The 13,283-nt window shown below is 70.3% G+C and carries 14 protein-coding genes; 5 read left to right on the forward strand and 9 right to left on the reverse strand.

All coding sequences use genetic code 11. From position 1 onward, the window contains the following. Window positions 1-325 (forward strand): DUF998 domain-containing protein (locus E2E34_RS22335; protein ID WP_138903696.1); only part of this gene is annotated, 325 nt, incomplete at its 5' end. Between the two features lie 93 nt (window positions 326-418). On the opposite strand, the gene E2E34_RS22340 is transcribed toward E2E34_RS22335, so the two are convergent. Beyond that, on the reverse strand, window positions 419-805 hold the full coding sequence (locus E2E34_RS22340; RefSeq protein ID WP_138903697.1) for a nuclear transport factor 2 family protein: 387 nt from the start codon (window positions 803-805) through the stop codon (window positions 419-421). Between the two features lie 77 nt (window positions 806-882). After that, window positions 883-1,455: an EF-Tu/IF-2/RF-3 family GTPase gene (locus tag E2E34_RS22345; RefSeq protein ID WP_244315979.1), complete on the reverse strand. Its 573-nt coding sequence runs from the start codon at window positions 1,453-1,455 to the stop codon at window positions 883-885. Between the two features lie 239 nt (window positions 1,456-1,694). Between E2E34_RS22345 and E2E34_RS22350 the strand changes: the two genes are divergently transcribed. Further along, window positions 1,695-2,357: a lysophospholipid acyltransferase family protein gene (locus E2E34_RS22350; protein ID WP_138903698.1), complete on the forward strand. Its 663-nt coding sequence runs from the start codon at window positions 1,695-1,697 to the stop codon at window positions 2,355-2,357. Window positions 2,358-2,448: 91 nt separating this feature from the next. On the opposite strand, the gene E2E34_RS22355 is transcribed toward E2E34_RS22350, so the two are convergent. The 4 genes from E2E34_RS22355 to E2E34_RS22370 form a co-directional block, all read right to left on the reverse strand. After that, window positions 2,449-3,612 (reverse strand): alanine--tRNA ligase-related protein, encoded by a 1,164-nt coding sequence (locus E2E34_RS22355; protein WP_138903699.1) that lies wholly within the window; start codon window positions 3,610-3,612, stop codon window positions 2,449-2,451. A gap of 752 nt (window positions 3,613-4,364) precedes the next feature. Further along, window positions 4,365-6,614, reverse strand: coding sequence for an MMPL family transporter (locus E2E34_RS22360; protein ID WP_167518350.1), 2,250 nt, complete (start codon window positions 6,612-6,614; stop codon window positions 4,365-4,367). Between the two features lie 491 nt (window positions 6,615-7,105). Then, a complete protein-coding gene (locus E2E34_RS22365; protein ID WP_167518351.1) occupies window positions 7,106-8,197 on the reverse strand; it encodes a polyprenyl synthetase family protein in 1,092 nt (363 codons plus the stop codon). 87 nt (window positions 8,198-8,284) lie between these two features. After that, window positions 8,285-8,935: a DUF7691 family protein gene (locus E2E34_RS22370; protein WP_138903701.1), complete on the reverse strand. Its 651-nt coding sequence runs from the start codon at window positions 8,933-8,935 to the stop codon at window positions 8,285-8,287. Between the two features lie 342 nt (window positions 8,936-9,277). On the opposite strand from E2E34_RS22370, the gene E2E34_RS22375 reads away from it, so the two are divergent. From E2E34_RS22375 to E2E34_RS22385, 3 genes are all read left to right on the forward strand, one after another. Further along, window positions 9,278-10,603: a S8 family peptidase gene (locus E2E34_RS22375; RefSeq protein WP_138903702.1), complete on the forward strand. Its 1,326-nt coding sequence runs from the start codon at window positions 9,278-9,280 to the stop codon at window positions 10,601-10,603. After that, window positions 10,600-10,851, forward strand: a complete 252-nt coding sequence (locus E2E34_RS22380; RefSeq protein WP_138903703.1) for a hypothetical protein — start codon at window positions 10,600-10,602, stop codon at window positions 10,849-10,851. The genes E2E34_RS22375 and E2E34_RS22380 overlap by 4 nt, the downstream gene beginning before the upstream one ends. 66 nt (window positions 10,852-10,917) lie before the next feature. Then, entirely contained in the window at window positions 10,918-11,190 is a 273-nt protein-coding gene (locus E2E34_RS22385) for a DUF3253 domain-containing protein (RefSeq protein ID WP_138903704.1), read from the forward strand. Window positions 11,191-11,258: 68 nt separating this feature from the next. Here E2E34_RS22385 and E2E34_RS22390 read toward each other — a convergent pair whose 3' ends face one another. The 3 genes from E2E34_RS22390 to E2E34_RS22400 all read right to left on the reverse strand — a co-directional run bounded on the left by E2E34_RS22390 (window position 11,259) and on the right by E2E34_RS22400 (window position 13,282). Further along, window positions 11,259-11,777 (reverse strand): hypothetical protein, encoded by a 519-nt coding sequence (locus E2E34_RS22390; protein WP_138903705.1) that lies wholly within the window; start codon window positions 11,775-11,777, stop codon window positions 11,259-11,261. A 281-nt stretch (window positions 11,778-12,058) separates the two neighbouring features. Next, the gene (locus E2E34_RS22395) at window positions 12,059-12,595 is read right to left on the reverse strand and encodes a GNAT family N-acetyltransferase (protein WP_138903706.1); all 537 of its coding nucleotides are present in this window, start codon (window positions 12,593-12,595) and stop codon (window positions 12,059-12,061) included. 168 nt (window positions 12,596-12,763) lie between these two features. Further along, window positions 12,764-13,282: a hypothetical protein gene (locus E2E34_RS22400; RefSeq protein WP_244315981.1), complete on the reverse strand. Its 519-nt coding sequence runs from the start codon at window positions 13,280-13,282 to the stop codon at window positions 12,764-12,766. Window position 13,283: the final 1 nt, after the last annotated feature.

Genomic DNA, 13,283 nt, shown 5'->3' on the forward strand with positions numbered 1-13,283 from the left:
GGTGGTGGCTCTGCTCCCGGCGCCGAGCAGCGGGGGGTCCCTCGTCCACGGGTCGGTCGTCGCCGTCGGCTTCACGCTCCTGGCGGTGTGGCCGGTTCTGGCCGCCGATCGCGGCAGGCCCGCGCCCTGGGGACTGCGGCCCGTGCCCTCCCTCATGGTGACCCTGCTGATGTGCGCCGGTGCGGGCTGGTTCATGATCGAACTGCACCATCGCGGTGCCGCCGGCATCGCAGAACGCCTCCTGACATGCATGCAGTCCCTGTGGCCCCTGGTGGTCGTCGCGTCCTGCCTGCGCCATCCCGACACGGAGGAACGGGCGAAGTGACCCGGCCCGACCGCGGGAGGCGGCCGGGGGCGCGGAGCGTCGACCCGGCCAGGTTGCGCCCAGGATGTGACAACAGCCCTCAGAGACCTACGATCACATGCCCTCGGGCGGAATCCGGGTGGCCTGGTGGTAGTACATCTGCCACCGGGCTCCCGGACTCCGCTTGCGCCAGATCGAACTCCGCCGTGCCCGGTCTCCGCCAAGAGTGGTCTCGTAGGTGAGATGCACCAGCCCCGGTGCCAGCACGACACCGATCATGTCCGAAGGCTTGTAGCGCGAGCCGTCTCCCGTCGCACCGTCCATCACGGGCAACTCGGTGAGCATCTCCTCATAGGTCCACCGTCGGCCCGAGGCGCCGACTTCCACGAAGTCCGGGTCGAGGAGTTGGCGAGCCAGCGACTGCGACACGCGCACGCCGGGGTCCATCAGACGCAACTCACCCGTGATCGCTTCGTTCACCTCGTCGGTGTCTCTGCTCATACACCCATCCTCGCCCAGGCGGCCCAGACCACCGCGACCGCGTCACGTCCGGTAACGCAGGCGCCCACCCCACCGACTCAGCGCAGGAGACCCGTCACGATCCCCGAACCGACGGCGTGGCCGTGGTGCCGGAAGGCGAAGGACTGACCTTCCTCCAGGGCGACGGGCCGTTCGAGCCGGATCGACACCTCGCCCTTGTGCAGCGGCTGCAAGGCGCCCGTCTCCTGATGGAGCATCACAGCGCCCAGCACCGTGGCGGCGCGGATGTGGAACTGGAGACGGTCACCGCTGCGTACCTCACCTGCGCCGTGTTCCTCGGACAGCAGCGCGATGTCCGCTGTGAAGCCGACGTGTTCGCCGACCGAGCCGGGTGCCACGAGTACCTGCCCCCGCTCCACCGTGGTGACCGCCGCCCCGGGGAGCAACAGACCCACGTTCATGCCGGCACGCGCCTCGTCGATACGCCGACGGCCCTCCTCGATGCCTCCAACCGCGACGATCGTCCCCGCGTCGAAGCCGACGATCTCCACCTCGTCACCCGGGCGGACCCGTCCGCGCTCGATGCGGCCCGTCAGCACACGCACCCGCCGCTGGTTTCGGCAGAAGACATCCTCGACACACATCAGGAACGGGTTTCCCACCGCAGCCACGAAGTCCTCTTTCACCACCGGGAGGCAGACAGACCGGCGAGGGTAGCGCAGTAACCGTGACCAGGCGTCCGCGCTCGATGAAGGGTCGACCTCCGTGATCAATCCGCCGCATGGGGAGGCCCGCCGCCACCCGCTCTCTAGGCACACGCGCACAGCAAGCAGAGTACGGATACTCATGCCGAGGGTGCCTGTCACGACCGACGGTGGGGATCAAGATTGTCGAGACAGGGAGACCGGACATGCTCAGCCGCCTCGCAGACGCCCTGGTGCCCGCCGTCGGCCGCCTGACGGTCACCGTCGATGCGGAGGCCGAACTCGCCGCCGGCAGCATCATCGCCGCGAACCACACGTCGCTGGCCGATCCCGCCATCGTGCTCGCGGCGCTGCACCGGCTCGGTGCCATGCCGGTCGTCATGGCGGCCGCCGGGCTCTGGAACATGCCGGTACTCGGCCGCCGGCTCGCCCGTGAAGGGCACATCCCGGTCCACCGCAACGACCGACGCGCAGCGAACGCCCTGGACCTGGCCGCCGAGGCGCTGCGGCAGGGACGCCTGGTTCTGATCTACGCCGAGGGTGGCATCCCGAGCCGTTCGGACGCCGCGGAAGCGGCCCCTGGAGCCTTCCGCAGCGGCTTGTCCCGGCTCGCCCATCGCACCGGGGCGCCGGTGGTGCCCGTGGGCCAGGCGGGCGCCCGCAGGGTCACCTCGGGCAGCGTGGCGAAGCAACTCGCGGGCCTGGCCACGGCCCCGCTGCGCCGTCCTGAGCTGCACGTGCATGTGGGCAAGCCGTTCAAGCTGCCGGGTGACAGTGCCATGGGGACGACGCGGGCCCGCGCGGCGGTCACGGACGCGTGGCGCACGGCTGCCGCACAGCTCGGGGAGCGTGCCGCATTCGCTGCCTGAGGGCCAGGGCCAGGGCCAGGGCTGGGGGGGGAGGGGAGCAGGAAGCCCGCGCCAGCAGTGGTCCGCAGGCGGCCGGCACTCTGCCCCGCCCTCAGCTCCAGTGGCTCATGACCAGTTCACGGGGCAGACCGTGGGTGTCGTGGAGGTAGCGGAAGTCCTCCTCGGTCAGGGGGCCTTGGAACCGAGGCCGGGCGAGCACTTGCCGGCCGCGTACGAGAAGCTTCCTGAAGCGGCGTTCCTCCTCCAGCAGCATCCGCAGGGCATCGCCTGAGCGCATGTCCTGCCGGAAGTGGTCCAGAGTGTGCTGGACCAGCTCTTCCGGCAGGTCTTCGACACTGTGCGAGGGATCGCCCTGCCAGAGCACGGTGAGTACGCGTCGTACCAGGCGGCGCAGTACGTAGCCCCGTCCGGTGTTGGCCGGGCGCACGCCGTCGCCGAGGATCACGACGGCCGAGCGCAGGTGGTCGCAGACCAGACGCAGTGAGGAGTCCCGCAGAGCCCACAGGCTCGGCACCAGGCGGCGCCAGGGGTCGAAGACGTCGCATGCGAACACCGACGACTTGCCCTGGAGCAGTGAGGCCAGCCGTTCCACGCCGAGGCCGGTGTCGACGTTGCGCTGGGGGAGGGGCACGAGGGAACCGTCGTCGAGCCGGCGGTGGGTCATCATCACGTGGTTCCACACCTCCACCCAGCGGTCGTCACGGGTGGGGGTCGACCGTGGCGGGCCGTCACCGCTCCACAGGAAGATCTCCGAGTCCGGACCGCACGGCCCGACCGGTCCGTTGGACCACCAGTTGTCCTCCACGGTGAGTTCGACCGGGACACCACGCTCCTGCCACAGATGGAGGGAAGCGGTGTCTGGCCCGGTCCGGCCGTCACCGGCGTAGACGGTGGTGTGCAACAGGCCGGGGTCGATGCCGAGGCCCTCGGTGAGCAGCCCGTATCCCCAGTCGAGACTGAGCGGGCCTCCGTAGTCGCCCAGGGACCAGGTGCCGAGCATCTCGAAGACCGTCAGGTGCGTGGTGTCGCCGACCTCCTCCAGGTCGGTGGTGCGCAGGCAGCGCTGCACGTTGACCAGCCGTGTGCCCGACGGATGGGAACGGCCCTCCAGGTACGGCGTGAGCGGATGCATGCCGGAGGTGGTGAAGAGCACGGGGTCGCCGGGGGGCGGCAGCAGCGTCGAGCCGATGATTCGTCGATGGGCACGCTCTTCGAAGTACTCGATGAACGTACTGACCAGCTGTTCTGTCCGCATGGGACGACTCCTTCGCGTTCAGCGGTCAGGCGCCGAAGAACGGGACCGTGCAGTCGTCCGGCCGGGCCAAGAGGGGCCACGGCACCACCGACGGACCGTTTCCGGTCGCCGGGGAGGGGAAGGTCAGGCGGCGGCAACCGGCGAGCTGGTCGCTCGCGCGGTCGCGGTGGTGCTCGGGCCGGTGACGTTCATGCGGATGACGATAGCGCGGCCCCTGCCCGGGAAGCATGCGAATTCTCGGCACCTTCCTGGGCCGCCACAGCTTCGCCCGCTGCGGGACCCGGCCACCGGCGATGCGGACGAGGACGACGAGCAGCCGTGAGCTCGGGCACCCGGCCGGTCCGTGACGTGCTCGGCAGGAGCGGTCACCGGGCGGGCAGCCCGATACGTCACAGCCAAGCCCGGGCTTCCCTGTCGGGGGCGGCGACAAGGCCGGCGGCGTGGCGCCACGGACGTCCTCGGTGTCGACGTCTCCGTCGGGATGATCGAGGCGGCGCGGGAGTTGGATGAGCGCGACCGGCTGGGCGTGCGCTACGAGGCCGGCGACGTGGCCGAGAATGTCTGCGGGCGACCGGGTTCACTGAGGTGAGTGGGTGCCGCTGCGGGTGCCGAAGCCGGTGTGCGGGAGGTCGGCGAGGACTTCTGGGCGGATCTCCTCGCGAACCCGCCGCTGGAGATGCTGCGCTGCCGTCCTGAAGGGCCGGCAGGCCCAGCGGCACCGAGCCGCTGGGCCTGACCACGGGCGACGGTCGTCAGTCGACCAGCTCCTGTTCGCGGCGCCAGGACGCCGCCCGCGCCGCAGGCGCCGTGCGGGAGAGCTTCTCGCCCTCCACGTCGAGGTTGGGCAGCAGCCGGTCGAGCCAGCGCGGCAGCCACCAGGCGCTCTTGCCGAGCAGGGCGAACAGGGCGGGCACGATCGTCATGCGGACGATGACGGCGTCGAAGAGCACCGCGGCCGCGAGGCCGAAACCGATCATCTTGATGAAGTCGTTGTCCTCCACGATGAAGCCGGAGAACACGCTGATCATGATGGCGGCGGCCGCGGCGACCACCCGGCCGCTGTAGCGGAACCCGGTGACGACGGCCTCGGCGGGCCGCGCCCCGTGGACGTACGCCTCCCGCATACGGGTCACCAGGAACACCTCGTAGTCCATGGCGAGGCCGAAGACCACACCGATCATGAAGATCGGCATCGTGCTCATGATCGGGCTCGGCTGGTCCACGCCGAAGACATCGGCGAGCCAGCCCCACTGGAAGACCGCGACGACGGCGCCGAGCGCGGCGGTCACCGAAAGGAGGAAGCCGAGCGCGGCCTTGAGCGGCACGAGGACCGAGCGGAAGACCACCATCAGGAGCAGGAACGCCAGCCCCACGACAAGGGCGAGATACGGGAGCAGCGCGTCGTCGAGGGTCTTGGAGAAGTCGATGAACATCGCGGTCTGGCCGGTGACCAGGACCTCGGCGCCGGTGTCGTTCCGCAGACCGTCGGCGAGGGAGCGCAGGTGGCGCACCAGGTCCTCGGTGGCGCCGTCGGCGGGACCGCTGGTCGGTACGACGTTGAGGATCGCGGTGTCACCGGCCTCGTTGGGCGTGGCGGGGGTGACGGTGGCGACGCCGTCCTGCTCGGCGAGTCGCTTGCCGACGGTTTCGGCCGCGGCGGCCGCGTCCCTGCCCTCCACGGTGATCATCAGTGGCCCGTTGAACCCGGCGCCGAAGGACTCCGAGAGCATGTCGTGCGCCTTGCGCTGGGTGGTGCCGGGGGCCATGGTGCCCTCGCCGGGCAAGCCGAGCTCCATACTGGCGGCGGGAACGGCGACCACGCCGAGGCCGACGACGGCGAGGAGCAGTACGGCGACGGGGTGACGCAGGACGTAACTGGCCCACCGGGAGCCTAGGTTGGGCTTGCGCCGGGCGTCCCGCTCGGCGCGCTTGGCAGCCTTGCGCTGCTGTCGGGCGCTGAGCGGCTTGCCGGAGTACTGCGCGCGGTCCCGGCGGCGCAGGACCTTGACCGGCGCGAAGCCGAGCAGCGCCGGCACGAGGGTGAGGGCGACGAGTACGGCGACGGCGACGGTGCCCGCGGCGGCCAGGCCCATCTTGGTGAGCATCGGGATGTTCACCACGGCCAGGCCGGCGAGGGCCACGATGACGGTGAGCCCGGCGAACACGACCGCGGAGCCGGCCGTTCCGACCGCCCGCCCCGCCGCGTCGGCGCGGTCGCGGCCTTCGGTGATCTCGGCGCGGTAGCGGGAGACGATGAACAGGGCGTAGTCGATGCCCACGGCGAGGCCGAGCATCATCGCCAGGGTCGACGTGGTGCTGGACAGACCGAAGGTGGCACCGAGCGCCGTTATCGCGGAGATGCCGACGCCTACGCCGATGAGGGCCGTGAGCAGGGGCATCCCGGCGGCGACCACCGAGCCGAACGTGAGGACGAGAACCACGGCCGAGACCAGGATGCCGATCTTCTCGCCGGTGCCGCTCATCGCGGCGTCGACCTTCACAGCGTCGCCGCCGGCCTCCGCTGTCAGGCCGCCGTCGCGGGCCTTGGCCAGAGCGTCGTCGAGCGCGTCGTGCGCCTTGTCGCCGACCTCGGGGGCGGGGACGGTGTAGGTGGCGACGGCGTAAGCGGTGGAACCGTCCCTGCTCACCGCCTTCGTCGTGAAGGGGTCACTCACCGACGCCACTTGCGGAGACTTTTCCAACTGCGCTATCAGTGCCGCTACGTGGGACCTCTGCGCGGGGGCGGAGATCTTCTCGCCCTCGGGTGCGCGGACGACGACCCGGGCGCTCGCGCCATCGGCGCCGGCATCCGGGAACTTCTCCTCCAGCAGGTCGAACGCCTTCTGCGACTCCGTACCGGGCATCGAGAACGTGTCGGCGGGCGGCGGCGGAGCGGAGGAAGCGGCGAAGCCCGCACCACAGAAGATCACCACCCACAGCAGCGCCATCAGCCATCGCCGCCGGAAGGCGAGACGGCCCAGTGTGTAGAGGAAGGTAGCCACGGCTGGGAACTCCTGTCGGTGGGCTGGGAAGGTCGAGACGACGCATGGGCGGAGCGGGGTGCGGGCAGGGTGGCGTGGAGCGGCCTCAATGGTGGCGCCAGCCGTAACCTCGACGCCGCCTTCGCGTGTCGCGATGGCGTCACTATGGCACCAGGGTGGCGCATCCTGCAAGCGGTGCGTCGTTCGACGTGGCGCTGTCCGGTGGCGTGGTTGAGAGGTATGTGCAGCTCAGCAGCGGTACGGCCTGAACGCCAAACTGGCTCAGAGGAAACGTCATCGCGCGCCAGGAGTGGCACTACGGGCGCCCAGAGCGCACGGGCTTCACGCCGCTTCACCCCTCCGGGGCATGACGAGAAGCAGCCGGTAACGACGTACGCGTCGTGCGGCACCGGAGGCTGATCTGACGGCTGGGCACGGCCTACCGCGCGGCAAGGACGTTCGAGGACTTCAACCCCCGGTCGCCCTGCCGCTCACCGCTCACCCATCACCGATCAGCCCATGATGCGTTGTGCGCTCCACACCGGCATGACCTCGAAGAACGTGACCGCCTCGTCCCTCCAGCGAGGGCGCCAGGTCGCGGCTTCGGCGGCCGCCAGGCGGGCGTAGCGCTGCACGTCGGCCCGCAGCTTCTGCTGGACTCCGCGCCGTACGGCGATGTCGCGGATGGCGGCGACGGTCTCCTCGGTACCAGATGTGTCGCCGAGCGCCCTTTCCACCATGGCCCGTTCGGGCGCGGTGGCCGCCGTCAGGAGGGCGCGCACGACGTAGTTGCGCCGGCCCTCGCGGATGTCGCCCCCGGTCGGCTTACCCATCGCCTTCGCGTCACCGAACAAGTCCTCGTAGTCGTCGCACATCTGCTCCGCGATTCCGACCAGACGGGCGTAGCGGCGCAGCTCCTTCTCGAAGCGGGCCGGGTCCTCGCCCGCGGCGAGCAGGCCCAGTTGCATGGTCGCAAGGGCCGAGTAGCGGGCCGACTTGTACTCGGCGACGTCGTGCAGCACGTCCTCCGCCGGGAGAGGGGTGAAGTCCCGTTCGATGTCGCTGATCTGGCCCATGAACGTGGCCGACGCCGCCCTCACCTGGACCTCCACCATGGCCTGGCGCACCGCCGCCGGGGCGGTGGAGTCGAGGAGCACCTGCAGGCACAAGGCGAACGCGAGGTCACCGGCGAGCACCGCCAGCCCGAGGGCGGCCTGCTGGTGGTCGGGGAACCTCTGCCGGTAGGCGTAGTACGTGGACGGGCCGCCCCGGCGGATGGGACTGTCGTCGATGATGTCGTCGTGGATCAGCCCGTGGGTCTGCAGCAGTTCAACGCTCAGCGCGGCGTCGTCCAGTGCCTCAAGAGGCTCCGTGGTCACCAGGCGAGCGGCCTCGTGGAGAAGCGCCACCCGCATCCGCTTTCCGCCGCGCAGAGACAGATCGCGCACCAGCTCCAGGCACTCGGGCGCGAACCGGCTGAACGCCGGCGCGTCCAACGTGGCGTGCAGGCCCCGGAAGTACTCAGCGAACAGCGCCCCGAACCGGTGCTCGTACCCGGCGAGACGGGACCTGATCTGTCCCGTCAAGGCGGCGGTTTCCGTCACGAGGAGGTCTCCATTTCGGTGCGCGCGACGCAGGCGCGGCGCAGACGCGGGTCCGCGCCCAGCCCGCGCACCCATGAGACCACGACATCAGGTGAGCTTGAAGAACAGGGTGTCCTGGGTGTACCAGTCGACGTTCTTCGTGGCCGTCTCCCACTCGGCGTGCTCGAACTCCAGCTTCTCGATCAGCTCCTGGACGTCGTACCGGAAGTCCGGGTTCATGTGCTCCAGAACGGCGCGGTAGGCCTCGGCGGCGGGCTTCGTCCGGGCCAGGGGCAGGTGACCGATGGCCGTGTAGCCGTCGACCGAGCACGGCATACAAGGGAAGCCCTCGGGCAGTTCACCGAAGAGATAACGGTGGGGAAGGAGGTCGGCGGGCACGCCGAGGCGGCTCATCTCGTCGTCCACCAGGCCGAAGAACGTCGACGGCTTGGAGTAGGTACCCAGCTGGTAGGGGTCCGAAGCGTGGTGATCGATGATGAGCTGCAGAGCACAGTGGTACGCGTTGCCCGCGCACTCCGCGTCCGAGTCGGTCCGCCCGGCTATCAGATGATCCAGGGCGTCGGGGATGGACAGCCCCCAGTCGACCTCCTGTCGGTCGAGATCCGCCTGATGCGCGTGAGCGGCCTTGCGCATGCCGTCGAGGCGGCGCACCTGGTCCGCGGTGAGGTCGCCGTCGCTGCCCAGATAGGCCAGGACATCGGCCTTGTCCGCGGTGGAGTACGAGATGTTGTGACTCATGACCGCAATACTGCCAAGAGGCACTGACAACGGCTGCGGCGGAGGGTCCGAGCGGTCACTCGTCCACGCCGGCCGTCATCCCTCGTCACCCGTCACAGATCCGGTGCCGACACATGGGCGGCCCCGGTTGCAGCGTGCCGCGCCGAGCGAGACCGTGGAGAGGGGAACATCGAAGCGGCGACGGCGCTGCGAGCGACGCCACGGCGAGCGGTGGCACACCATACCGCTGCACTGCGCCGGTACTCGGCCAACACTGCCCTGTCACTTGCCTTGGCCAACAGCGCTCCGCGAGTCGGCGTCGGTCCGCCGTCCGGAAGAAGCGCAGAGGAAGCTGAGAAGGCCATGGCGAACGGACCAATGGGCAGGCGTGCCAATGGAGAGCATCCGGAGCGGGCCGACGCCGACATCACGAAGCAAGCCGCGGAGTTCACGGGCCGGTACGTGGTCCTGCTCGACCAGGAGGCACCGGAGCGCGGGATGAACGCCTTGCGCACCTCCGTCGGCATCTCGACGGTCGAGCACGTCCGCGGGACCGAGGTCGACGGCGTCGCCGACCTCCTCGAGAACCCCGACGTCTCGGTGCTCTTCGACGAACTCGGCGTCGCCGTCGTCGAAGTGCCGCCTGATCAGCGCCACGCGCTGGTCACCACGGCCGAGGCCGAAGGGAGCATCGTCGCGGCGGAGCCGGAACGTGTCGTGTACGCCTCCGTGATCACAGAGGCGCAACACACGCTGACCGGCTTCTATCCGACGTACCGCAGCGACGAGGCGGAGGTCGACCGCCACACCATCGCCGGGGCCGCAGGAGCCCTGGGGCCGGCCTGGGACGAGCACCAGATGACATGGGGCCTCCAGGCGACCCGCGCGAACTGGTCCCTGATGACCGGGCGCGACGTCAAGATCGCGGTCCTCGACACCGGCGTGGACACAGACCACCAGGACCTGGTCAACTGCATCGAGGAGGCTGCCTCCTTCGTCCCCGGTCAGAGCGTGGAGGACGGCAACGGTCACGGCACTCACTGCATCGGCACCGCGGCCTCCCCTGCGGAGAACGGTCGTTACGGGGTCGCGATCGAATCCCGCGTACTCGCCGGCAAGGTGCTCAACAACCGCGGAAGGGGCTCCGACGGCCAGATCCTCGCCGGCATGGCCTGGGCGGTCGCGCAGGGCGCCAGGGTGATCTCGATGTCACTGGGCGGCCCGGTCGAGCCGGGCGAACTCTTCCCCCAGACGTACGAGAACGTAGCGAAGCGCGCACTGGAGCACGGAGTGGTGATCGTCGCCGCGGCGGGCAACGAAAGCCGCCGGCCCGGGTTCGTCGCCCCCGTCGGACGCCCGGCCAACTGCCCCTCCATCCTCTCGGTGGGCGCGCTCGGCAAGGACCTGGCGACCGCGTCGTTCTCCTGCGGCGGCATCAACGGCGCGGGCGGACAGGTCGACATCGCGGCGCCGGGCGTCGAGATCTGGTCGGCCGCTCCGGACGACACGTACCAGACGCTGGACGGCACCAGCATGGCCACACCGCACGTCGCCGGTGTCCTGGCGCTGCTCGCCGAGGCGCACCCCGGTGCGTCGGCGACCGACCTCAAGGCACGGCTGCTGTCCATGGCGCACCCGCTGCCGCAGCCGGCCCGGGATGTCGGCGCGGGTCTGCTGCAGGCCCCGTGAACCAGGCACCCGGTGGAGCCGTACCGGTCGGAGTCATCGTCTCCCTCGCCCCCGACCGGTACAGGCGGACGGTGGAGGCCGCGCGCCGCATCGGCCTGGTGGTGACCGGCGAGCAGCCGGTGCTCGGCTCCCTGTCCGGAACCATCGCCGAGGACCGGATCCCGGCCCTTCAGGCCGTCGAAGGCGTCGAGTCGGTCGACCGTGCCCGTACGGTCCAACTCCCCCCACCGGATTCGCCGATCCAGTGAGATCGGGTGAGCGAAGCCGCCCCTGGGGGGAGGCGTGCACCGGGGCGCGGTTGCGATACTGGAGGCGTGACGGACATCGAACGGCAGATGGACCGGCGCCTGGAACGAGCCATCCTGGAGCTGTTGGAGCGCCGTGGCCCGTCCAAGACGATCTGTCCCTCCGACGCCGCGCGTGCGGTGTACGAAGGAGACGACCAGGGCTGGCGTGCGCTCATGGAACCGGCCCGTCGCGCGGCCGGGCGGCTGGTCAAGGCCGGAGAGGTCGAGATCACCCAGGGCGGCCACCCCGTCGAGCCGGCACAAGCCCGTGGCCCGATCCGCATCCGCCGCGCCCGCTGACCACAACATCCTGGTCCCGCCCAGGGGCGCGGGGCCGCACCTCGACGACGGTGGCGGGGGGAGCGCGTCTAGCGCACCCAGCCCGTGAAGCTCTGCCCCAGGGGCTTCGTCTTCTGTGTCGTACGCGGCGGGGTGCCGCCGTCGACGGCGGCCGACACGGCGCGCACGAGCCAGGCGTTGACCGACAGGCCCTCACGGGTCGCAATTTCCTCGACGCGGACCTTGAGGTGGGCCGGCAGGCGCAGGTTGACGCGGGCCGTGCCGCCCTCGTCACCGTCGGCCGGGGCCGGGGGCCTGAGTGGTTCGACGGGCGCGGCCGGCTCCGCGCGGGCACCGCCTTCGGTGGGCGGCGGTGTCACCACGAAGTCGGGATCGAGTCCGCGCAGCCGTACGTCGACCGAACCGGGGGCCAGGTCGCGGGTGATCTCGGCCGTCGCGGCGGAGAGCACGTTCAGCAGGGTCAGCCGGGCCGCCGACTCCAGCGGGGCGGTAAGCCGCTCGGTGAGCTCGCGTGCGTCGTCACCGCCGGCCGCGCCGGCCACCGCGAGTTCACGGCGGAGGGTTTCGACGTAGGGGGTGAGATCCATGACGCCATCATGGTGTCACCCTGACTCACATGCAAGCGGCAGGGGTGCCGATGGTCCGGCATGACCTCTCCCAGACCTGCGAAAACGCGCCGATGCGTACCGTGGTGTTCATGGCGCCAATGTCCTCATGTGATCGCGGAGGCGTGGGAGGGGGGCGCGGGTGCCGGATCACGCAGGGCGCGGCCGCGCTCGCCGTGCTGACTGTGCCGGCCAAGCTCACGGTGCGGCAATCGCCTGCGGCGGAGGTACGTCGGGCAGCCGTGCGGCCATCAATGGCTGCATCAGTGAAGCGATTGACCACCACACGCATGCACTGCGCGCCAGCAGGCTCGCTCGTATTCGACTTGAGCAAGCGCGTTGCCGTCACCGAAGTCGAAGGACCGTGCGGCGCCGGTCTCGGTGAAGCCGCACTTGACGTAGAAGCGACGGGATTGCGGCGTGTCACGCAACGTCCACAGGTGTACCCGATCGAATCCTTCATCGCGGAGGCGGCGCAGCGTCTCGGTCATCAGTGCGGCGGCGACACCGCTGCCCCAGCTGTTCGGGTGACAGTAGAAGCTGGAGATCTCAGCGACCCTCGGCCTGGCAGGAGACGGGAGATGGACGGACAGAGCCAGGGGGCGGCCGTCAAGGACAGCGAGCAGGATCGTCCCTGTCCCGTCGGCGATCCGTTTGTGCCATCGGATCCGCCTGCTCTCGACGGCAGCGGCGGCGAACTCCTCCTCGAAGAAGGGTGCGTAAGCCACCTCCCAGGCAGCGGCGTGAATCTCACCGAGCACGTGACCGTCGTCCGGGCCCGCGCGACGCACCTCAATCATCCGATCACCCTAGCGACGTACGGCGCAGACCCGCCCCCGCGTTTCCGGAATCAGGTCGGGAGATGATGAGCCGCACCAGCCAGACGCGCAGAGCGTCCAGCGCCCCGCCCTGGGTTGGGAACCGAACGGTCGTGACTTCGGCGACGACGGCGTTGCGACCCGCCCGCCCTACGTGCCCTTGGGAAGCGGGCCCACGTCCGAGCGACGGCCCGTACGCATCGCGGCGTGGCGCTGCCCGGGGCCGGGGCCGTTTCGGGCGGCGAGGGCGTCGGCCACCGCGCCGGTCGCGAAGGCGTAGACCGTCTTGTGCAGCACATCCACGACCAGTTCCCGCCGGGGCCACGTCTGCGGCGGGGCGCCGACCCCCGTGGCGTTCTCCAGGATCTGGTCATTGGTCAGGCGCACCACGGCGAACATCGCCGACGACCACGGACCTCGCAGACCGGCCTGTGCCATGACCGACCGCACCACGCCGACCAGCGCTCCCTGGCCGAAGTGCATGGCCCGGTTCAACGGCACGGCCCGGCGTCCCGGCCGCTCGCCCATGCCGGTCAGACGCTCCAGGACACGCGCCGGGACATGGGAATCGGGCCTGCCGGTCAGACGCTGCTCCACCTTCTCGCCGCACGTCATCACCACCGCGCCGGCCGCTCCGGCCACCAGCCCCTGCCACAGTGCGCGCTTCATC

Origin of the sequence: Streptomyces albidochromogenes, assembly GCF_005981925.1 — a bacterium.
Classification (GTDB): domain Bacteria; phylum Actinomycetota; class Actinomycetes; order Streptomycetales; family Streptomycetaceae; genus Streptomyces; species Streptomyces albidochromogenes.